Source organism: Streptomyces sp. NPDC025638 (assembly GCF_055558775.1).
The window spans coordinates 1-20,900 of the sequence record NZ_JBVHLX010000029.1; the positions used below are offsets into that span (position 1 = coordinate 1).

General features: G+C 69.5%; 16 protein-coding genes and 2 pseudogenes. 9 read left to right on the forward strand and 9 right to left on the reverse strand.

Annotation, left to right across the window (positions count from 1 at the left end; translation table 11 throughout):
* The first annotated feature begins 188 nt into the window (after positions 1 to 188).
* Together ACZ4EG_RS42735 and ACZ4EG_RS42740 are read left to right on the forward strand one after the other, a co-directional pair.
* On the forward strand, positions 189 to 797 hold the full coding sequence (locus tag ACZ4EG_RS42735) for a TetR/AcrR family transcriptional regulator (RefSeq protein WP_467794473.1): 609 nt from the start codon (positions 189 to 191) through the stop codon (positions 795 to 797).
* Between the two features lie 145 nt (positions 798 to 942).
* Complete coding sequence (locus ACZ4EG_RS42740; protein WP_467794474.1) at positions 943 to 2,823, forward strand: propionyl-CoA synthetase; 1,881 nt, start codon at positions 943 to 945, stop codon at positions 2,821 to 2,823.
* Between the two features lie 15 nt (positions 2,824 to 2,838).
* Here ACZ4EG_RS42740 and ACZ4EG_RS42745 read toward each other — a convergent pair whose 3' ends face one another.
* Both ACZ4EG_RS42745 and ACZ4EG_RS42750 read right to left on the reverse strand, forming a co-directional pair.
* On the reverse strand, positions 2,839 to 3,738 hold the full coding sequence (locus ACZ4EG_RS42745; protein ID WP_467794475.1) for an LLM class flavin-dependent oxidoreductase: 900 nt from the start codon (positions 3,736 to 3,738) through the stop codon (positions 2,839 to 2,841).
* Positions 3,739 to 3,775: 37 nt separating this feature from the next.
* The gene (locus tag ACZ4EG_RS42750) at positions 3,776 to 4,795 is read right to left on the reverse strand and encodes an aldo/keto reductase (protein WP_467794476.1); all 1,020 of its coding nucleotides are present in this window, start codon (positions 4,793 to 4,795) and stop codon (positions 3,776 to 3,778) included.
* 158 nt (positions 4,796 to 4,953) lie between these two features.
* Here ACZ4EG_RS42750 and ACZ4EG_RS42755 point away from each other — a divergent pair, with 158 nt between their 5' ends.
* Positions 4,954 to 5,544, forward strand: a complete 591-nt coding sequence (locus tag ACZ4EG_RS42755; RefSeq protein ID WP_453557778.1) for a TetR/AcrR family transcriptional regulator — start codon at positions 4,954 to 4,956, stop codon at positions 5,542 to 5,544.
* Positions 5,545 to 5,692: 148 nt separating this feature from the next.
* A complete protein-coding gene (locus tag ACZ4EG_RS42760) occupies positions 5,693 to 6,076 on the forward strand; it encodes a hypothetical protein (protein ID WP_467794477.1) in 384 nt (127 codons plus the stop codon).
* A 28-nt stretch (positions 6,077 to 6,104) separates the two neighbouring features.
* Here the strand turns inward: ACZ4EG_RS42760 and ACZ4EG_RS42765 are convergent, their stop codons facing one another.
* Together ACZ4EG_RS42765 and ACZ4EG_RS42770 are read right to left on the reverse strand one after the other, a co-directional pair.
* Positions 6,105 to 8,228, reverse strand: a complete 2,124-nt coding sequence (locus ACZ4EG_RS42765; protein ID WP_467794478.1) for a SpoIIE family protein phosphatase — start codon at positions 8,226 to 8,228, stop codon at positions 6,105 to 6,107.
* Positions 8,229 to 8,535: 307 nt separating this feature from the next.
* Positions 8,536 to 8,928: pseudogene (locus ACZ4EG_RS42770) on the reverse strand (peptidoglycan-binding domain-containing protein); the annotation flags it as partial.
* A gap of 225 nt (positions 8,929 to 9,153) precedes the next feature.
* Between ACZ4EG_RS42770 and ACZ4EG_RS42775 the strand changes: the two are divergent.
* On the forward strand, positions 9,154 to 10,329 hold the full coding sequence (locus ACZ4EG_RS42775) for a WD40 repeat domain-containing protein (RefSeq protein ID WP_467794479.1): 1,176 nt from the start codon (positions 9,154 to 9,156) through the stop codon (positions 10,327 to 10,329).
* 32 nt (positions 10,330 to 10,361) lie between these two features.
* On the opposite strand, the gene ACZ4EG_RS42780 is transcribed toward ACZ4EG_RS42775, so the two are convergent.
* Positions 10,362 to 10,997 carry a TetR family transcriptional regulator gene (locus tag ACZ4EG_RS42780; RefSeq protein WP_467794480.1) on the reverse strand — a complete coding sequence of 212 codons (636 nt, stop codon included), beginning with the start codon at positions 10,995 to 10,997 and terminating at the stop codon, positions 10,362 to 10,364.
* 144 nt (positions 10,998 to 11,141) lie between these two features.
* On the opposite strand from ACZ4EG_RS42780, the gene ACZ4EG_RS42785 reads away from it, so the two are divergent.
* Together ACZ4EG_RS42785 and ACZ4EG_RS42790 are read left to right on the forward strand one after the other, a co-directional pair.
* Positions 11,142 to 11,798: a class I SAM-dependent methyltransferase gene (locus ACZ4EG_RS42785; RefSeq protein WP_467794481.1), complete on the forward strand. Its 657-nt coding sequence runs from the start codon at positions 11,142 to 11,144 to the stop codon at positions 11,796 to 11,798.
* 175 nt (positions 11,799 to 11,973) lie between these two features.
* Positions 11,974 to 12,423 carry an SRPBCC family protein gene (locus ACZ4EG_RS42790; protein WP_467794482.1) on the forward strand — a complete coding sequence of 150 codons (450 nt, stop codon included), beginning with the start codon at positions 11,974 to 11,976 and terminating at the stop codon, positions 12,421 to 12,423.
* A gap of 57 nt (positions 12,424 to 12,480) precedes the next feature.
* Here the strand turns inward: ACZ4EG_RS42790 and ACZ4EG_RS42795 are convergent, their stop codons facing one another.
* Positions 12,481 to 15,186 carry an NACHT domain-containing protein gene (locus tag ACZ4EG_RS42795; protein WP_467794483.1) on the reverse strand — a complete coding sequence of 902 codons (2,706 nt, stop codon included), beginning with the start codon at positions 15,184 to 15,186 and terminating at the stop codon, positions 12,481 to 12,483.
* Positions 15,187 to 15,350: 164 nt separating this feature from the next.
* A pseudogene (locus ACZ4EG_RS42800) lies at positions 15,351 to 16,006 on the reverse strand (maleylpyruvate isomerase mycothiol-dependent enzyme family protein); the annotation flags it as partial.
* A 123-nt stretch (positions 16,007 to 16,129) separates the two neighbouring features.
* On the opposite strand from ACZ4EG_RS42800, the gene ACZ4EG_RS42805 reads away from it, so the two are divergent.
* Together ACZ4EG_RS42805 and ACZ4EG_RS42810 are read left to right on the forward strand one after the other, a co-directional pair.
* Positions 16,130 to 16,564 (forward strand): VOC family protein, encoded by a 435-nt coding sequence (locus tag ACZ4EG_RS42805; protein ID WP_467794484.1) that lies wholly within the window; start codon positions 16,130 to 16,132, stop codon positions 16,562 to 16,564.
* A gap of 60 nt (positions 16,565 to 16,624) precedes the next feature.
* On the forward strand, positions 16,625 to 17,317 hold the full coding sequence (locus ACZ4EG_RS42810) for a maltokinase N-terminal cap-like domain-containing protein (RefSeq protein ID WP_467794485.1): 693 nt from the start codon (positions 16,625 to 16,627) through the stop codon (positions 17,315 to 17,317).
* 21 nt (positions 17,318 to 17,338) lie between these two features.
* On the opposite strand, the gene helR is transcribed toward ACZ4EG_RS42810, so the two are convergent.
* Both helR and ACZ4EG_RS42820 read right to left on the reverse strand, forming a co-directional pair.
* Complete coding sequence (helR, locus tag ACZ4EG_RS42815) at positions 17,339 to 19,516, reverse strand: RNA polymerase recycling motor ATPase HelR (protein ID WP_467794486.1); 2,178 nt, start codon at positions 19,514 to 19,516, stop codon at positions 17,339 to 17,341.
* Between the two features lie 113 nt (positions 19,517 to 19,629).
* Complete coding sequence (locus ACZ4EG_RS42820) at positions 19,630 to 20,868, reverse strand: glycosyltransferase (RefSeq protein ID WP_467794487.1); 1,239 nt, start codon at positions 20,866 to 20,868, stop codon at positions 19,630 to 19,632.
* Positions 20,869 to 20,900: the final 32 nt, after the last annotated feature.

Below are 20,900 nucleotides of genomic sequence, written 5' to 3' on the forward strand. Positions count from 1 at the left end.
ACTTCGCGGTCGCCATGCCGACGCCGGCCCCCACCCTGAGGCCGCGACGGCGCCTCCGGCACCACCCGCTGGAACAGCTCCCACAACTCGTCCGGCACCAGCCGCTCAACAATCCTCGCCACGACTGGCAGCTTACCCAGCCAAATGAGATGACGTCTTAGTAGACATGTGTCAAGTAAGATGCGGTCGTGCCTCCCCGTCAGCGGCTCAGCCCCGCCGAACGCCGTGCGCAACTCCTCACGGTCGCCGCGGGCCTCTTCGCCGCGCAGCCGTACGACGAGGTGCTGATGGAGGACGTCGCCGAGCGCGCCGGTGTCTCCCGCGCGCTGCTCTACCGGCACTTCCCGAGCAAGCGGGACCTGTTCGCCGCGCTCTACCAGCAGGTCGCCGACGAACTGCTCGCCCAGACCCGGCTCGACCCCACCGCCACCCTGGTCGAACAGCTCACCCAGGGCCTGGACGCGCACATCGAGTACTTCGCGGAGAACCGCAACACCGTCCTGGCGGCCAATCGCGTGCTGGCCGGTGACCGCCTGATCCAGACGATCATGACGAATGAACTCGATGCCCTGCGGGAGCGCCTGCTCGGCGTGCTCCCGCTCGCCGACGACAGCACCCGGGATGCCGTGTCGGGCGTCCTGAAGAGCTGGCTGGTGTTCGTCCAGGTGCTGTGCGTGGACTGGCTCACCGAGGAGACCTGCACCCGTACCGAACTGCGCGACGTGTGCGTCGGCGCCGCGGTGGGCGCCGTCCGGCCCCTCCTGGACGAGGACCCCGCGCCGGACTGGCCCCGCTGACATCGACTTGTCGATGCTCTGCCGGTGCGGGACACCCGCGGAGTGGCATGCTGATCAGGCAGGACGGAAACGTTCCGACGAGGTGACCGTGCGGCCGGACGCGGAGCAGACGTGGTGCCGAGGCGATTCGACGAGGAGCTGCCTGATGGGGAAGTACACGGATGTCCACCGCCGAAGCCTGGCCGACCCGGAGGGGTTCTGGCTGGAGGCGGCCGAGGCCATCGAATGGTCCCGCAAACCGACCAGAGCCCTGGACGCCTCGCGGGCGCCCTTGTACGGCTGGTTCCCCGACGGCGAGCTGAACACGGCCCACAACGCCCTGGACCGGCATGTGACTTCCGGGCGCGGCGGCCAGCCGGCACTCGTCCACGACTCCCCGGTGACCGGCACGAAGACCTCGTACACCTACGCCGAACTGCGCGATGCCGTGGCCGTCTTCGCCGGGGCGCTGTCCGCGCTCGGCGTCACCAAGGGCGACAGGGTGATCATCTATATGCCGATGGTGCCGGAAGCCATCATCGCCATGCTCGCCTGCGCGCGCATCGGCGCCGTTCACTCGGTCGTGTTCGGCGGATTCGCCCCCAAGGAACTCGCCGCCCGCATCGAGGACGCCCAGCCCAAGCTGGTCGTGGCGGCGTCCTGCGGAATCGAACCGACCCGCGTCATCGACTACAAGGCGATCATCGACCAGGCGCTGCAGACCACCCGGCACCAGCCGGAACACATCGTGATACTGCAACGCGACGCCGCACGCGCCGAGTTGAACCACCGGGACCTCGACTGGCACGAGCTGGTCGCCACCGCGAAGCCGGTCGATCCCGTGCCGGTTGCGGCAACCGACCCCCTCTACATCCTCTACACGTCCGGAACCACCGGCAGGCCCAAGGGCGTACTGCGCGACAACGGCGGTCACGCCGTCGCGCTGGCCTGGTCGATGAGCAACATCTACGGCATCGGTCCCGGTGACACCTGGTGGGCGGCCTCGGACGTCGGCTGGGTCGTCGGCCACTCCTACATCGTCTACGCGCCGCTGCTGATCGGTGCCACCACGGTGCTCTACGAAGGCAAACCCATCGGGACACCGGACGCCGGCGCCTTCTGGCGAGTGATCTCCGAGTACGGAGTGAAAGCGCTGTTCACCGCACCGACCGCGCTGCGGGCCATCCGCAAGGCGGACCCGGATGCCACCGAGCTGTCGCGATACGACCTCTCCGCCTTCGACGCCCTCTTCCTCGCCGGAGAGCGCCTCGACCCGGACACCTACCGCTGGGCCCACGACACCCTGGGCGTGCCCGTCATCGACCACTGGTGGCAGACCGAGACGGGCTGGCCCATCGCGGCCAATCTGCGCGGACTGGAACTGATGCCCGCCAAGCCCGGGTCGGCCACCGTGCCCGTACCCGGGTTCGACGTCCAGGTCCTGGACCCGGCCACGAGCGAGCGGATGCCCAGGGGCCAGGAGGGAGCGATCGCCGTCCGGCTTCCCCTGCCACCCGGCTCGCTGCCCACGCTCTGGGGCGACGACCAGCGGTACATCGACGCCTACCTGGCCGAGCACGACGGCTACTACACCACAGGGGACTCCGGTTTCTTCGACGAGGACGGCTATCTCTTCGTGATGGGCCGCACCGACGACGTCATCAATGTCGCCGGGCACCGCTTGTCCACCGGCGCGATCGAAGCCGTACTCGCGGCGCATCCCGCAGTCGCCGAATGCGCGGTGATCGGTGTCCACGACGAGGTGAAGGGGCAACTGCCGCGCGGACTGGTCGTGCTCAAGTCCGGTGTGCATCCGGACGAGGCCACTCTCCGCGAAGAGCTTGTCGCCGCGGTACGCAGAGACATCGGACCGGTGGCGGCCTTCCGTGACGTGACCGTGGTCGACGCCCTGCCCAAGACCCGCTCCGGCAAGATCCTCCGCAAAGCGATGCGCGGTATCGCCGACGGCCGGGACGTGCCGATGCCCTCCACCATCGAGGACCCCGGGGCGCTGGACGACCTCCGGCCGATTCTGCGGCCGCGGTAGGCGCAAGAAGGGTGTTCAGGCCGACGGGCTGATCAGCTCGTCGGCAACCCACCGTGCGACGTCGGCGGGGTAGGGTGCCGGCAGCCCGAGGACGATGTGCCGGAAGCCGACGCCCATCGCCTCGGCGATCGCGTCCCGGGTGACGCCGGGCCGGTCGTAGGAGACGGGCAGGTGGATCGAGCGGGTGACCGAGGCGGGATCGCGGCCGATCTCGGCGCAGTAGCGGTCCAGCAGCGCGCCGCGGCGGACGGCGTCGTCGATGTCGCCGCCCGGGATGTTCCACAGGTCGGCGTGCTCGGCGACCACGCGCAGCGTCGCGGACGAGCGTCCGCCGATCAGGATCGGCGGGTGCGGGCGCTGGACGGGTTTGGGATTGCCGAACGCTCCGGTGAGGCGGTGATGGGTGCCGTGGAAGTCGAACGGCTCCTCCTCGGTCCACAGGCGCCGGATCACCATGCAGGCTTCGGCGAGGCTCCCCACGGCATGCGCGGAATCGTGGAACGGCAGGCCGTGGGCTTCGTACTCACGCCGGGCCAGGGGATGGCCGGGGCGTGAGCCGACGCCGATGCCGAAGTCGAGCCGTCCGCCGGAGACGATGTCGACTGTCGTGGCGATCTTGGCCAGCATCGCGGGCGGCCGGAACCGGTTACTGGTCACCAGCACGCCGAGCCGCAGTCTTCGAGTGTGGGCGGCGAGGGCCGAGAGCAGGGTCCAGCCCTCGTAGGTCGGTCCGTCCGGATCTCCCCCGATCGGCATGAGGTGATCGAACAGCCAGGCGTGCTCGATCTCCGGGATCGTGTCCGCCTCGCGCCAGACGCGCAGGACGTCGTGGTAGTCGACCTGTGAGGGGGCGGTCATGATCCCGAAACGGGTTCGGAGTGAGCTTCGGGATGGGTTTCGGGGTGTGTGAGGCATGGAGTCGCTGGTCGTCCTCTCGAAGCTCATGGGCCGGTCAGCGGCGGCGCAGTGACGGGTCGAGCAGCGCGGGCGGGGTGTCGTGCTTCTCGTGCGGGGCCAGGTCGGTGCCGGGGGCGACGATGGCGTCGATCGCGTCGAGTACGTCGGCGGAGAGCACGGTGTCTGCGGCGGCGAGTTGGGAGTGCAGGTGGTCCGGCGTGCGGGGACCGATGAGCGCGCTGGTCACGGCGGGGTGCGCGGTCACGAATCCGAGCGCGAGCTGGATCATCGTGAGACCGGCCTCGTCGGCGACTTCGGCCAGCCGCTCGACCGCGTCGAGCCTGACCCGGTTGGCGGGGCTGGTGATGTCGAAGCGTTCGGGCATGAACGTCGAGCGGTTGGTGGTGACTGCCTGTCCCGCGCGGATCGCGCCCGACAGCCAGCCCGAGGCCAGCGGGCTCCACACCAGCACACCCAGGCCGTACTCCTCGGTCACGGGCAGCACATGGGTCTCGATGCCGCGCTGCAGGATCGAGTAGCCGGGCTGTTCTGTGACGTAACGGCTCAGGTGATGTTCGCGGGCCGCCCACTGGGCCTGCACGATGCGGTACGCCGGGAAGGTCGAGGAGCCGAAGTAGCGGATCTTTCCCGCGCGTTGCAGGTCGGTCAGGGCCGACAGCGTCTCCTCGTCGCTGGTGCTCGGGTCCCACCGGTGGATCTGGTAGAGGTCGACGTGGTCGACACCGAGACGGCGCAGGCTGTTGTCCAGCTCGGTGATCAGCCAACGGCGCGAGCTGCCCCGGTGGTTGCGCTCGTCGCCCATGGGCATGGAAGCCTTCGTGGCCAGCACGAGGTCGTCGCGGCGGCCTGCGATGGCCTTGCCGACCATCTCTTCGGACTCGCCCTGGCCGTACATGTCGGCGGTGTCGATGACGTTGATGCCGGCTTCCAGGGCGGCATCGACGATCGCGGTGGCCTCGTCCTGCGTGGTGCGTCCGATCCTGCCGAAGTTCATCGCGCCGAGCGCGAGGGAGCTGACCTGCACACCGGTGCGGCCCAAGGTGCGGTACTGCATGACCGTGTTCCTCCATTGCGGGTGAAACGTGGCGACAATGCGTGAAGTGGGTTCCGGGCCCGACGCTCTGGCATCATGAGGAATCGGAACCTTGTTCCGCTTTAACGATACGGAACCCTGTTCCGTTTTTGCAAGCTCGGCTACGGAGGCGCGGCGCGATGAACGACGGCGACGAGGGCGCGGGGCACGCGGCCCCGGCCAAGCGGAAGGACGCTCGGCGCAACAAGGAGACCCTGCTCGACGCGGCGGCCGCGGTCTTCGTCGCGTCAGGCGTGGAAGCGCCGGTACGAGACATCGCGGCCGAGGCGGGCGTCGGGCTGGGCACGATCTACCGGCACTTCCCGACGCGAGCGGATCTCATCATCGCCGTCTACCGGCACCAGGTCGACGCCTGCGCCGAGGCGGGCCCCGCTCTGTTGGCGACCAGCGCAACTCCGTACGCCGCACTGGGGCAATGGATCAACCGCTTCGTCGACTTCCTGGTCACCAAGCACGGACTCGCCGCCGTGCTGCAGTCCGACAACGCCGGCTTCGACGCGCTGCACGCCTACTTCCTAGACCGCCTCCTGCCCGTGTGCACCCGACTGCTCGAAGCAGCGGCCGCCGCCGGTGAGATCCGCTCCGACCTGGAGGCCTATGAACTCATGCGCGGCGTCGGAAACCTCTGCATCGGCGCGGAGAACGACCCCCGCTACGACGCCCGCCGACTGGTCGCCCTCCTCATCGCGGGGCTGCGCCAGTCCCACTGACCCTAGGCAAGGCGGCTGATGCAGGAGCGCAACTGCCGCGCCGGCAAAGCTGGTCGACGCATGGCGGCCAGACTCATAGGCTCCGCCTGTGACTGATCCCAGCGAGTCAGAAGGCGCATTCAGGAATCGGTGCGCGAACACCGCGCGGATGCTCGCGCCGCTCGTCGGCTACTTCATCAGCCGGATCTCGTTCGAGGCATTCAACGAGGACGACTCGCTGGAGATCACGCTCAGGGAAGGGCCGTCGAAGCCCGATGTCGTGATCTCCCTCTCCGGCCTCCATTACGCCGCGGTCTCGGGGCCCCCGGAGATCTCCGGCTGCTTCATCGACGAGATCTCCCTGACGCACCTGCCGAGGACGCCACACCCCTGGCCCGAGGGAGCAGTCGGCCGAGTCGGCCGATTCGACGGAATGAGTGAGTTGGCGTGGCTGCAGATCATCGGCCCGGCCGAGGTGGACGTCATCGCATCGATCGCGACCGTCTACACGGCAATGAGCGATGATGAAGCCTCGGCGGACGAGCGGGTGTGAGAAGAGAAGGCCGGTACCGGACCCCGACTCACCGGCCGGCTTGCCCGGGGTCATCCGGCCCGAGAGGGCGTGCGCAGGCGATGAGGAGCGCTACGTCGTCGGGGGCGCCGGGGTGGCGGAGGCGGTGGAGGAGGCGGTCGCAGGTGTCCTCCAGTGGGCCGAGTTCCTCAAGGAGGTGCAGGAGGGTGTCGAGGCGCTCGTCGATGGGGAAGTCGCGGGTCTCGACCAGTCCATCGGTGTACAGCACCAGTTGATCGTGGGGGGCGAGTTCGATGGCGGTGCTCTCGAACGGGACGCCGCCCACGCCCAGGGGAGCGCCGGTGGGCAGGTCGAGGAGCACGGGGCGTCGACCGCCGCGTACGAGGACGGGGGGCAGATGGCCGGCGCTGGCGATGCGGCACTCGCCGCGGTGGGGGTCGTAGACGGCGTAGAGGCACGTGGCGATGTACTGCTCCAGCCGGCCGGTGATCGCGTCGAGGTGCTGCAGAACCTGGGCGGGTTCGAGGTCCAGGTCGGCGTAGGCCGCGGTGGCGGTGCGCAGGCGGCCCATCGTGGCGGCGGCGTCGATGCCGCTGCCCATGACGTCGCCCACGACGAGCGCCGTCCTGGCATTCTGCAGCGGCAGCACGTCGTACCAGTCACCGCCGATCTCGTAGGCGGCCTGCGCGGGCCGGTAGCGCGCGGCGACCTGCAGACCGGGAAGATCCGTCGGCAGGTCGGGGAGCAGACTGCGCTGCAGGGTCTCGGCGGCGCTGCGCACACTCTGGTGCGTGCGCGCGTTGTCGATGCACATCCCCGTGCGGGAGGCGAGTTCGCAGGCGATGGCGAGGTCGTCCTCGTCGAAGGGACGTGGGTCGCGGGCGCGGGTGAGCCCCAGGAAGCCAAGGGTGCTGCCGCGAGCGGCGAGCGGAACGGCGAGGTACGAGTGCACCCCGGCGCGGGCCAGCAGGGTGGCCGCGTGATCGTCACGGGCCATGCGCCTGAGGTCACTGCCCTCGGCATGACTGACCAGTATGGGGCGGCCCGTGCGCACACACTGCGTGGCCAGCCGGTCGGCACCGTACACCGCGAGCTCGCCGGGTGGGTCGGCGGCCCGCTCGGCATCGGTGGGATAGGCCGCCTTCACCGCCAGGGCACGGAAGACCTCCGGGCCGGTGAAGGACCGGGGGCGGTGCTCGTCCAGGACCGAGTCGAGTACGTCGACGGCCACCAGGTCGGCGAAGTCGGGCACGGTGACGTCAGCCAGCTCTCGGGCTGTCTGGTCGACCTCCAAACTCGTGCCGATACGAATGGAACCGGCGGCGATGAGAGCCAGACGCCGTCGTGTCTCGGTGGCCGCCAGCGCGGACTCGTAGCGCTCGGTGACGTCGACCACCCACTCGGCCACCCCGAGAACCTGGCCCCGGGCGTCCTCCAGCCGGTACACCGAGATCGACCACGCATGCATGCGCCCGGGGTCGGATGGCGCGCGGCCGACGACGGTCGACTCCTCCACCAGGGGGATCCCGGTCTCCAGGACCTGCCGCATCGCCGCCTCGGCCGCCTCGAACTCCGAGGACTTCATGACCTCGCGGTAGCTGCGCCCGAGATGGTACTTCTCGGCAAGTCCGTGCATGCGCTCCAGAGCGGGATTGACGGTCACGTACCGCAGGTCGGTGTCCAGGATCGCCACGCCGATGGGGGACTGGGAGACCAGTCGCGTGGACAGGGCGACGTTCTTTTCGAGCTCGCGCAGCGTGGGGGAGTCGGCCCCCAGGCCAAGGGCGTAGAAGTCGCCGTGGTCGTTGAGCAGGCGCATGTTGCGCAGCTCCACCAGGCGTGTGCTGCCGTCCGCGCAACGGATGGGGAACGTGCCCGCCCAGGGCCGGCCCGTCTCCATGACCTCGGCGAATGTCTTGATCACCCAGTCCCAGTTGTCTTCGTGGACGAGCAGCTGTGCCGCGAACTGGCCGAGCGCTTGCTCGGCGCTATAGCCGTAGAGCGCCTCGGCCTGCGGACTCCACAGGACGATGCGGCCCTCGGCGTCCAGCAGTACGGCCGCGACACCGAGCAGGTCCATCAGCCCCCGCGGCGTCGACGCCCGGTCCTCCGGCCGGCCGCTGTTCTCCAGTCCGAGGTCGGCAGGAGGCTGCCCGGTTGAGCCTGCGCTCATCGCCGGCCCTCCTTCCAGCCGCTGGTGTCGTACGACCCGCTCGCGGGACCGGGCCGAAATCCGGCCGCAACCGCACGTACCCCCGCCTCCAGGTACCCCGCGCCTCCATGGTCTCTCTCGGCAGCGGGCCGGGGCACCTCGGTAGCAGCTCCACGGCTCCTCGACCGGCCATGTGCCGTGGCAGCGGCCGGCAACGGCCCCCGAACGGGCCACCGCCGCCCGCTGCCGCGCCCCTCGGTTCAGCCGCAGTAGGCGGAGCTGTTGCGCAGCTTCTTCCAGGTCTTGCTGCCGACCAGTCGTCGTCCAGACCGTTCTTGCGCTGGTACGCGACGATGGCCGCCTTGGTGTTCCGGCCGTAGAACCCCTCGACCGTGCCCGGGTTGCACCGGTAGCCCTTCAGCAGGCACTGAGCCTCCGCCACCGCGTTGCCGGAGCTGCCGGCGCCGACGATCGCCGTCATGGTCCTGCTGAAACCGGCCGTCCAGCCCATGCTTCCGTGAGCCATCCTCTCCCATGAGTACTGCGACGCCGTACCCGTGCAGGTGTAGGCCGCGGCCGTGGCGTGGCGGCGGTACCGGCCACGGCCGCGGGTGCCGCCAGGAGTCCTGTCCCCAGCGCCGGCGCCGCGGCCGTCAGCGTGATCCTCGTCCTCGGTGTGCTCATGGTGATAGTCCTTCCAGCGTGTTGGTCGGGTGTGCATGCGTCCGTGGGTCGGAGCCGGGCGCGCGGGCCCAAGGCCGGGGCGCCCGGCTCCGAGAGGTCGGCCCCTTCTGCGGCGCCCCCCGTCTGATGCGCCGCAGAAGGAGAGCCGTGCGCAGCCACCACGACGTGCGGCCAACGGCGGCTCACCGGAGGCGGACTCCCGGCAGAGCCGAGGCGCCGCCCGGCACCGACCACGCACCAAGGCTCTGGGCCGGCTGCCTTGTTGCGCACGCCCGTACCGCCACACGCAACAGACTCCGCGGCGGCCGAGCCCAGCGGTATTCGGCCGAAACACGCTGCTCAGAGCTTTGCGACCCGGTCTACGGCGGTGCCAGGGTTGAAATCAGTGGCCACCGGCAGTGATGACGAGACCGCGCGTCTGTGGGACGCGGCCACCGGTAGGAGCCGGGCCGTTTTCACCGGTCACACCGACCGTGTGACGTCATTGTCGTTCAGCCCCGACGGGCGCGTGCTGGCCACCGGCAGCCGTGATCGGACGGTGCGTCTGTGGGATGCCTCCCAGGGAGCGGTGCATGTTGCTCGGGTGGAGGCGGACACCGTGTCCGCCATGGCGTTCACCGCTGACGGGCATGCTGTGCAAGTAGGCGACGTCGGTGGCGCGGTGCGGGTTTGGGACGTGGTGGGCGAACAGGTCCACGATCCACGCATCGTCGGGCCGGGCATGGTGACATCGCTGAGTGTCCGCTCGGACCGCCATGTGATGGCCGCCTTGACCAGCGGTGACGGTTCTGTTGTGCGCGTGTGGGACGTCACCGGCCGTAGGCTGCGAACAGTGGTGGACTGCCGACCACGGTCCGACACTTGCGTGACGGCGGCTCTCAGCCCCGACGGCCGTGTCCTTGCCACGGGTGGCACCGGTACGACCGTGCGGCTCTGGGACGTGGCCACCGGCAGGAGCCGGGCCTTCCTCACCGGTCACACGGACGTCGTCACCGCGCTTGCGTTCAGCCATGACGGGCACACGCTCGTCTCCGCCGACGCCGATGGAACACTGCGGCTGTGGGCTGTGGCCACCGGGCGGAGTCACGCCGTCCTCGACGACATGGCCATATCGATGGCGCTGAGCCCGGACGGCCGTACCCTCGCCGCGGGCCACGACAACGGCACGATCCGACTCTGGGACCTCCACACGCGAACTGTCTGCGCCACCTTGATCGGAAGGCAGGCACCGGTGTACGCACTGGCCTTCAGCCCCGACCGACGCACCCTGACTGCCGGCAGCGAAGACGGTGCGATACAGCCATGGAAGCTGAGCCTGCCCGGGCCGACCGGAGTGATCGACATGATCTGCCGCGCCCTGCACCGGGGGTTCACGCAGCAGGAACGCGTTCAATATCTGCGGGGCCGGCCGCAGGGGCCGGTGTGCGGACTTGTGTAGCCGGAAGTACGGCATCCCTCGCAATCGCCGGGTCAGGGGCTGTCCGGCTCCTGCTGTCTCTCCGGCAGCAATGACCGCAGTGCCATGGCCGTCACCTCGGCCTCCACAGTCTCCCGGTCGGAGACCACTGCCGCGCGGAAGGAACGGCCCGCCAAGAGCGAGATGAGCCACCAGGCTGCGGTGTGCGGGTCGATGTCGTGGCGGATGTCGCCGGCGTCCTGGCCGCGGCGGAGCAGGTCGGCGAGCATGTCGGCGAAGTGCTGGTGGACCTGGCGGAGGGCGTCGCCGAGTTCCGGGTCGTGGGAGAGGGCCGTGGCGTCGGCGAAGAGGAACCCATGGGATCCGGGCTGGTGGAAGCGGTCCATGTGGGCCGGATCGAGGAAGGCCGCCAGCACCTCGGGGACCGGGCGGCCGGCGTCGGCGGCCCGGTTGAGCAGCTCGGACACGGCGGAGGCGGCGTGGTCGAGGGCCGCCCGGTACAGCGCGGCCTTGGACCCGAAGTTCTGGAACACCACCGGCTCGGTGACGCCGACGCGCCTGGCGATGTCGGAGACCTTGCCCCGCTGGTAGCCGGTCTCGGAGAAGACCTCCGTGGCGGCCATGAGGATGGACGCGCGCCGCTGCGCCGCGGGCAGGCGCGTGCGGGTACGGGCTCGGGGCTCGGTCACGCCCGTCATCCTATGCCGCCCCTTGCCGTTTTACTTAGTCGGGACTAAGTTAGGAGCGGTACTTAGTCATGACTAAGTTATGGAGGAGGGTCCATGTCCCTCGGTCACCTCATGCAAGGCAAGCCGCGCCCGGACACACCTGGCGTGACGATCGCAACCCCGCGCGCGTACGAAGTCTTCGGCGCCGTCTGTTTCGCCGGTCGCCGCCACCGTGCCTTCACCCGCCTCGCCGAGCTCAGCGGAGCCGAGCCCGGTGACCGCGTCCTGGACGTGGGCTGCGGCACCGGCTACCTCACCCGGCACATGGCCACGCGTGTCGGCCCCGAGGGCGCGGTGACCGGTGTCGACGCGTCACCGCCGGTCCTCGACTACGCCCGTCGGCGCAAGCCACGGCCGGGCAGCGCCGCCTGCACCTATCGGGAGGGCATCGCCGAGTCCCTCGACCTGCCCGACGCGGCCTTCGACACGGTCGTCACCAGCCTGATGCTGCACCACCTGCCGGAGGAGCTCCGGCCTGCGGCACTTCATGAGATGTACCGGGTTCTGCGGCCCGGCGGGCGTCTGCTGGTCGTCGAGTTCCGCCCGCCGAAGTCCAGGCTCGGCCGCCACCTCGTACATGGCGGGGCGGGCCACGCCATGGCACACCACCGCGTGGACCTGCTGGACGGGCTGATCGCGGACGCGGGCTTCGAGGTGCGTGGCAGCGGTGACATACGGCCGTGGCTGCGCCATGTGCAGGCGGTGCGGCCGACGCGATCCGAGTCCGCGGAGGCAGGCATGGGCTGTGACATGGGGGCGTGACATGAGGGCGTGGCGTGGGGGAGTAACTGCCTCACCCGGCCGGACGACGAACCGCGTTTCGCGGCTGCCCGCGTGGTCGTGGGCGTCTTCCGGGTGCGGGCATCCCCCGGACGGCCGATGGTGGGAGGTGGGGACTGGTCCGTTACCTGTGCGAATGATCACGGAGGTGTCGCACATGTCCACGATCGAGAACCAGATCGACGTTGCTGTACCCGCCGAGGTGGCCTGGGACTGCCTGCACAGCGTGGAGAGCCTTCCGCAGTTCGTGGACGGCGTCCGGGAAGCGCGACCAGAGGGCAAGCGCCGAGCACATCTGGCCCTGGAATCGGCGGCAGGACCGCGAGAACTCGATGCCGAGTTCACCGACCGTGCCAAGGGCGGTGCGCAGGGCAGCGTGATGATGTGGCACACCGCAAAGGGTGAGGGCGCCGACCTCAAGGGCGCGTTCACCGTACGGGCGATCGACGACGAGCACACACAGATACAGCTCCGCGTCGAGTACGACCCGGAGAAGACCCGCGAGACCTTCGGCGGCCCCAAAGGGTTCGCCCAGTCCGACAGGATCCAGCATCTGATCCAGCAGGATCTCGAACAGTTCAAGGACTTTGTCGAAGGCAAACGCTGAGCAGCAGAATTTCGCTGGTGCGCCGGGCTGGGGGCTGCGACTGTCGGCACGTCGAGCTCACACGCTGGGGCCCGTCCCCGGATCCGGTAGGTACGACGCGAGTTGCACCTTGCCCTGGAGCGACTCCTGGCCCGTGACCGGCTGGTGCGACGGAACGCGTAGTTGGCGCAGGCTGGGATGGGCGGCCAGCGAGGAGACGTCCACGGCCTTGGCGGCCGCGTCCAGGGTGAGGGTGTCGAGGCGCGGGAAGGCCGCCAGCCAGTACCAGGTGACGGATTGCTCGGCCGGGAGCCACAGATGGGTGACCCGGTCGGGGTGCAGGGCGTGGATGAGATGGATCGCGTCGAAGCCCTCCGACACACGCACATGCGAGCGGCCCCCCAAGGTGCTGAAGACCGCCAGCTCCTCCGGCGTGGTGACCTCGAAATAGACGTCGTCCTCGGGCAGGTCGGCCAGCACACCCTCGGCGTAGGACGCGGTGTCGAAGCGATGCCAGGCACTGCACAGCAGCTGTCGTACCGGCGGGTCCGGATGGTCCTGATAGCGGCTGAGCAGGGGGATGGCGGCGTCCCCGCCGATGAGGACGGCCGTGTGTGCCGTCAAGAGCGCCTCCTCGTCCGACAGCCGGTCGGGCCCCGGCAGGAGTTCCAGCGCGACGGAGCCGATGCCGGCGAGTTCGTAGGCTTCGGAGGCACTGCGGGGCGGAATGAGGGCGCTCGCGCGATCGCTGATCGCGGCCCGCACACGGGGCTCCAGCTCGGTGGCATGTTCGACGGCCGCGGTGGCGAGCAGGTGCAACTGGGCTCTGCGGTAGCCGGACGTCGAGCCGTCTCCGCGTCTGAGCAGGTCCATCAGGAGCTCCGCGCCCTCCCTGGGACGGGCATGCGCCACGGCCATGCGGATGACGTCCTCCCACTGGGATTCGACCGCGCGCAGGACGAGCAGGGCCATGTCGCCCTCCTCGACCGCGGCTTTCGCACCCAGGTAGTCCTGGAACGTCCGGTGGATGAAGTCGATGGTGCCGACGGCCGGCTCGCGCAGCAGACCGCTGCGGAGCAGAAGGTGTTGGAAGATCGCCGCGGCGTCTCCCTGGGCCGCCGCGACCGGCACGCTGGGCAGAGTGTCCGCGATGATGCGCTCGGCGTGGCTGCGGTCGAGTTCGGACTTGCCGTTGAGGATGAATTTGTAGGCCAGGCGTTGCAGCAGCCGGACCTTCGGCTCCTCGGTGAGTTCGATCCCGTCCGGCGCGTCCATGTCGCGTTCCCGGTCGCGCCGCGCCAGCAGCATCGACAGCGCCGCGTCGTACAACTCCTTGCGGCCGCTGGGCAGATAGCCGCGCCGGTCGCAGTGCAGCGCGCAAATCAGGCCGCACATCAGCGGGTTGGTGGCGAGCCGGGCGAGATCCTGTTTGGTGCGGACCGCGGTGACCAGGGAGGCCTCGTACGCGTCGAGGAGGTTGCGCTCCTCCTGCTCGCTGACGCTGCGGGCGGCGTTGTGCCATCGATGGATGAACGAGGTGACGTCGTGCCGGCTCATCGGGGCGAGCGACAACTCGGTGAACTTCTCCGTCGCGAGCCATCGGTCGCGCACCGCCGAGGGGCGAGAGGTGACGAGCCAGACGTTCCTGTGGTAGGTCGCGAGCAGATCCTGAAGCCAACGGCGAGTGCGCTCGCGAATCTGCTTCGGCACCTCGTCGATTCCGTCGATCAGAAGCAGCCCCCGGCCCGCGGCCAGCACTCGGTCCGCCCATCCGGCCGGCTGCGCCCCGGCCAGTGGAGAACGGGTGCGATGCAGAAACTCGTCCGGGGCCGGGAGGTCGTCATGCTGACGCGTCAGCGTACGCATGGGCAGCACGAACGGCACCCGCCCGATAAGTGCCCCCAACGGGGCCTCGCTGTCCAGGACGGTCAGATCCTGCTGGGCCGTGGTCACCGCCAGCCACTGCACCAGCGTCGTCTTGCCGGAGCCCGCGACTCCACGGAGCAGCACGCGATCACGTCCGTTGAACGCATGCTCCGCCCGGATCATGGCATGGCGGGTGTCCCGGTCGAGGTCCGCCTCCAGACTCAAGTACGCGGTCCCGAGCGGCCATTGTTCGGGCGACCGTGAAAGATCGATCCCGTAGATGGTGAGCATCCCGTGCTTCTGGGCGATGTGTGCGGCGTACCGCTCCTCGAAGAGGGTGTCCTTCGTGACGGGGGAGGGGTTTCGCGCCAGCAGCAGGTCCGTCTTGGCGATCACTTCCGCGAGCCGGCTGCTGTGCTCGACGAGCGTACGTGCGACAAATGTCGAGCGCTGGGTGAAGAAGTGGAGAATGTGCACGCACGCCGTTGCCAGGAGGGCGTCGTGGAGTTGGGCGGCGTCGGTGGACAGGTCGCGCGTGGCGTCAGGTCCCGCGGCCTTCAATGCCTGGAGCAGCGCCTGCGGGCCCATCTGAACGGCCTGTACATCGTCCATCTCCAGCTCGCCGAGATGCGTCAGGGTCCGGGCCAGGGCCAGCGCGACCGCCTCCTCCTCGCCCGGCGCGACGGGCCGCTCACCGACGGGGGCGGACCCTACCGCACTGCGGAGCAGGGCCCGGGTGAGCTTGTGCAGGTCCGCGTCCGTCAGCCGACGCTTCTCACCGGTGAACGACACCAGCGAGGAGATCCGCACAGGCCGGTCGACGAGGCCGGCCCCCGGACCTTCACTGACGAACAGCTTCTTGACCAAGGGGGTGACGACACCAGAGGCGAGGCGAGTCGCGATCGCACCAGCATCCATCGTCCCCCCAGACAGCCGCACATTCCCCGGTGCACTCAGCTGATTCTTGCCCCAACGGGGGCCGTCCATCCGGGACTTCGCTCCAGATGTGCGGTCCCGGATCGGCAGGCTGCCGTCGGCGCAGTTGGTGCCAGGCACGGTGGAGGCCGGTGAGGCCGGCGTCGTCAGTGGATGATGGACACGATCTGGCACGCGGCTTCGGCGAGCCGACGATCTCCCCGCACATGGGCGCGGGCCAGGGCATCCGCAGGATCGATGGTCCGCGTGGACAATCGCCAGAGGGTCTCTGTATCCAGCAGAACAGCCGCGGTTGGTCGACCGGTCGGCGCTTCGGCCAAAGACCATCGTTCCGCAGTGGCAGTCGCCGTCCAGCTGCCGCCGGCGGGGCCCTCGACGATCACCGGACCTGCGCGCCGATGGGTGCTGACGTGCGTCGGAGTGTGTGGGGCAGGGCCCGCATGAAGGTATCGAGGACCATGGCCAGGGCACGCGGCTCCGGGTCGGTGCTGCGGCCGACGGCGTGGCGGATCTGCTGCCGGTGAGTCCAGTGCTCGGTGAACTCCCGGGCGATGTCCAGCCACGCCGGCGCGGGGTCGACGCCTGCCCACGACACGCCCAGAGAGGCCGCGTCGAGGTTGGCCGTGGCGAATCGCTGGGCGAGCCGGCTGCCTGCCGCTGCCAGGGCGTCGATGAGCGAAGCAGGGCTGTCATCGGCGTGCAGCTCGACCCATTCCTGATTCGTGCGGTGGATGAACGCCTCAAGCGTCTCGCCATCGGCGAAGCCGTTCCGGTAGCCGTGGCCGAGGCGGCTGCAGTAGTCGGTTACCCGGCCAAGAAATGCAGGACACGCCGTTGGACTCGGCACTCATGGCCACGGCCTGTCAGCCAGGAGCCGTGGCAGATCGGGGCTTGAGCAACGCAGGCCCCCTGCTATGGTGCGCCGATGTCATCGATCAAGAAGTTCCAAGTCACCTTCGACTGCGCGGAACCTGAGCGCGTCGCTCGCTTTTGGTGCGAGGTGTTGGGGTACGTCGTACCGCCGCCACCGGAGGGGTTTGCTACGTGGGACGATTTCGATCGCTCGCTGCCGCCTGAGCGGCAGGGTTCAGCGTTCGCCTGCAGTGATCCCTCAGGCGTGGGCCCGCGTATGTACTTTCAGCGCGTTCCCGAAGGCAAGGTCGTCAAGAACCGGGTGCATCTTGACGTGCGGGTCGGCACCGGGCTCGTGGGTGAAGAGCGCCTCGCCACGCTTGAGGCCGAGTGCGCACGGCTGATCGCGCTCGGCGCGGTACGCGTGCGACTGCTGCTTGCCGATGACGACAACGAGTCGTGCATCGTGATGCAGGACGTCGAGGGCAACGAGTTCTGTCTCGACTGAGCATCCTCCGACCAGGCCGGTGCCCGCCGTCCGCCATGACTGGGAAAGGCAACCTTCGGCATGGCTGTCATCCACCACACCGAGCTCAAGCCCACCAAGCTGGAGCTGCTCACCTCCTGGCTGCCCTCCCGTCCGTGGTACCGCGGTGGCCCGGCCGAACCGAAGTTGGCCAAGGCCGGCGGCTTCCGGCTGGACGATCCGCAGGGCGAGGTCGGGATCGAGTTCATCGTGGTCGCCGATGTCTCCGGCCCTCACCCGACCACCTACCTGGTGCCGCTCACCTATCGCGGTGCTCCACTGGACGGGGCAGAGCACGCCCTGGTCGGCACCATGGAGCATGGCGTGCTGGGCCGGCGTTGGGCCTATGACGGCTGCCACGACGCAGTGCTGGTGGCCCAGTTGCTGGCTCTCATCGAGGGCAGGGTCCAGGCCCAGGACCAAAACATCAGCGACGTCCCCGACCTTGAGGTGATCAGCTCTTTCACCGGTGAAGGCTCCCTCTCCACAGACTTCACCAGCACCAGCACCAGCACCCGCACCACCGCCACTGACGATCAAGACGGCACCGAACTCAGACTGTCTGCGCCGCAGAGCATGAACCTCCGCCTGCAGCGGGTCCTGCGGCCTGCCCCTGAAAGCCCGTCTCTCCCTCCGCTTCGAGCGACCGGCCACGTCGCCGGCTCCTGGCGCCTGCCGGACGGCACCCGCGCCCGGGGGCTGTTCGCCGTCCTGCACACCGGCCACCAGGCTTAGCCACCACGCCCGCGGCCGGCGTCAGGCCCTCGTGAGGATGACGAGTTGTCGGGTCGCCCGGGTCATCGCGACATAGCGGTCGACCGCTCCTTCGATGCCCTCGCCGAACCCCTGCGGGGCGACGAGGACGACCAAGTCGAACTCGAGTCCCTTCGACAGCTCCGGGGTCAGCGACCGGACACGGGACGTCGCGCGGAATGCGGGATCGCCGATGACGCAGGCGATCCCGTCGGCATGAGAGGCGAGCCAGGTGTCGAGGATCGAGTCCAGGTCCGAAGCGGATCCGTGTACGACGGGGATGCCGTTGCTGCGGATCGAGGTCGGCACGTTGGCGTCCGGGAGTACGGCCCGGATGACCGGCTCCGCTTCCGCCATGATCTCTTCCGGCGTCCGGTAGTTGATGCTCAGCGAGGCCAGGTTGATCCGGTCGAGCCCGATCCGCGCGAGCCGTTCCTGCCACGACTCAGTGAAGCCGTGCCTGGCCTGCGCACGGTCCCCGACGATGGTGAAGCTCCGGGACGGGCAGCGCAGCAGCAGCATCTGCCACTCCGCGTCGGTCAGTTCCTGGGCCTCGTCCACGACGATGTGCGCGAACGGCCCGGCTGGGGGTCCCCCCACGCCATAGGGCAGTGGGGGAAGGTCCGGGTCGGTGCCGGGCAGTGCGGTCTCGTCGACCAGGCTGTCCCGCAGGTCCTGTCCGCGCAGCATCGTCACCACGCCCTCACCGTCGTCGTCGGCGGCGAGTACGTTGTCGATGACGGCCGCCATGCGCTCACGTTCCGCGGCGACGGAGGCCTCGTGCCGACGCTTGCGTCGCGAGGCGTCCGGGTCGCCGAGCCGCTGCCGTGCCGCGTCCAGGAGCGGCAGGTCGGACACCGTCCAGGCCTGGGCCTTTGCGCGCTGCAGCCGCTGAACCTCGTCGCGGCTGAGCCAGGGAGCGCACATCCGCAGGTAGGCCGGTACCGACCACAGGTCGCCGACCAGGTCGGCCGCTTCGAGCAGTGGCCAGGCGCGGTTGAAGGCGGTCAGCAGTTCCCTGTCCCGCAGCAGTGACCTCCGGAGCAGGTCGGGCGAGACGTCGCCGTCGTGCTTGTCGACCAGGATCGTGAGCAGTTCCTCCCAGACCTGGTCGCGCGCCTCGTTGTGCGGAGTGCCGGGTTCCGCCGCTTCGAACGCCACGGCCCAGTCGTCGGCGCTGAGCCGGATGTCGGACCAGTGGGTGGTGACCGTCATCCCCTTGGCAGGCGGCTCCTCGTAGAACCTGACGGCCGTTTCGATCGCCTTCACCATGGTCGCGGACGACTTCAGGAGGGCCACGCTCGGGTCGGCCTCGACCGCCGCTCCGGCTCCCTCGGCGACGAGGTCGCGCAGGGTGCAGGTCTGCACGCCCTCCTCTCCGAGGCTGGGCAGGACGTCGGCGACGTAGCCCAGGTAGGGCTGGTGGGGACCGACGAACAGTACGCCGCCCCGGCGGTGACCGAGGCGCGGGTCGGAGTAGAGGAGGTACGCGGAGCGGTGCAGAGCGACGACGGTCTTTCCCGTACCCGGACCGCCGTCGACGACGAGGGCGCCGCGGGATCCCGCCCGGATGATGGCGTCCTGGTCGGCCTGGATGGTGCCGAGCACGTCTCGCATCCGTGGCGACCGGTCGCTGCCCAGGCTGGCGATGAAGGCGGACTGGTCGTCGAGCGCGGCGTGCCCGGCAATCCCGTCCGGTGTGAATACCTCGTCCCAGTAGTCGCTGATCCGGCCTTGGGCCCAGCGATACCTGCGGCGGCTCGCCAGCCCCATCGGGTTGGCATGGGTGGCTCCGAAGAACGGCTCGGCCGCGGGGGAGCGCCAGTCGAGCAGCAGCCGACGACCCGTACTGTCCGTGAGGCCGAGTCGTCCGACGTACACGGGCTCGGGATGGTCCGCGCCGACCATGTGTCCGAGGCACAGGTCAAGACCGAAGCGACGCAGTACGCGCAGGCGGGCGGTCAGCCGATGGATCTCCGCGTCCCGGTCCATCGCCTGCCGTCCTGCGCCGCCGGGCGCCTTGAGCTCTGCTTCGAGGCGGTCGGACAACTCGGCGATCGACTGCGCGAGGCATTCCGCGATGGCCGCGAAGTGCTGTTCATCGGCGGCGATCAGCGCCGGTTCAGCCTTGGGGGAGAGGCGGTCGGGAAGGTCGAATGCGCTGGTGGTCAGGGGGTTCACGTTATTGGCTCCGTTATGAGGTCGCCGGCGACCATGACGCGCCAAGGCGTCCAGTGCGCGCAGATTCTCGTGCTCTGAGTTCTGGGTTTTGCTGTACGGCGATCCCGCCTGGTTCACGCAGGCACGGGCGGCCTCTCGCGGCTGATCTCATCCAGCAGCAGCTTCGCGGCCACCGTCGCTCCGTCGGTGCGGATCCTGTCGGCCACGGCGCCCGCTCGTGCACGCGTCTCGGGGGTCAGGGCCGCCTTGAGCGTGGCCGACAGGGACTCGAAGGTCGGGGTCGGGCCGTCGTGTGCCGTGCCGATGCCCAAGTCGGCCACTCGGCCGGCCCAGTACGGCTGGTCCGCCAGCTGCGGCACCACCACCTGCGGCGCGCCGGCCCGCGCGGCCGCCGTAGTCGTGCCCGCGCCGCCGTGGTGGATGACGGCGGCCGTCCGGGCGAAGAGTGCCTGCTGGTTGACCTCGCCGATGACGAAGCAGTCGTCCTGGTCGTCGATCAGGGCCAGGTCGGCCCAGCCCCGGGCCAGGACAGCACGGCGGCCGTGCGCACGGATCGCCTCGATGGACACCCGGGCGACATCCGTCGATGCGCGCATGGGCATGCTGCCGAAGCCCACGTACACCGGTTGTGTTCCGGCGTCCAGGAACGCCATCAACTCGGGCCGGAGCGGGCGTTCGTCGGGCAGGATCCACGCGCCGGTGTGCACGACGTCGAGCTGCGCCCCTTCCTGCCAGGGGTCCAGGGCCGGGTCCGTGGCCAGCCACGGCCGGTCGCCGATGACGTAGTCGCGGACGTTGTCCACCGGCGGCAGGCCGATCGACGCCCGTTGGATGTTGAGCGCCTCACCGAACAGCGCGTTGATGTGCTGAGCGTCCAAGTCCCACAGCATCCGGTTGTCGGTGACCTCCGGCGGGAACGGCCGCCCCGGATACGCCAATGGGGCGTGGTGCGGCGACGGCAAGGTGAGTTGCTGGAAGGTCGCGTACACACAGCGGATGCCAAGTTTCTCGGCAACCGACCGCGCGCCGGCCGCCGCAGGCATCACACCGGTCGCCACCAGTACGTCACATCCTTCGGCCGCCGCGGTGACCGCGCCGAGCTGATCGGCGATCAACTCGGAGGCGCGCCGCGGCAGATCCGCCGGTGACGGCGGCGCCCCGGTCGTCAGTGCGCGCGCCGACCGGCCGAACGGCACCATCGGCACGCCGACACCGGCCAGCCGCCGCGCGAAGTCCTCGTCCGGAGGCGCGCAGACCCGTACCTCCGCGCCGAGTTCCCGCAACCGCACCGCGAGTCCCACCAACGGTTCGACGTCTCCGCGCGACCCATACGTCACCAACAACACACGCACTCAGCGACTCCGATTTCCGCAGCTTCTGGCCT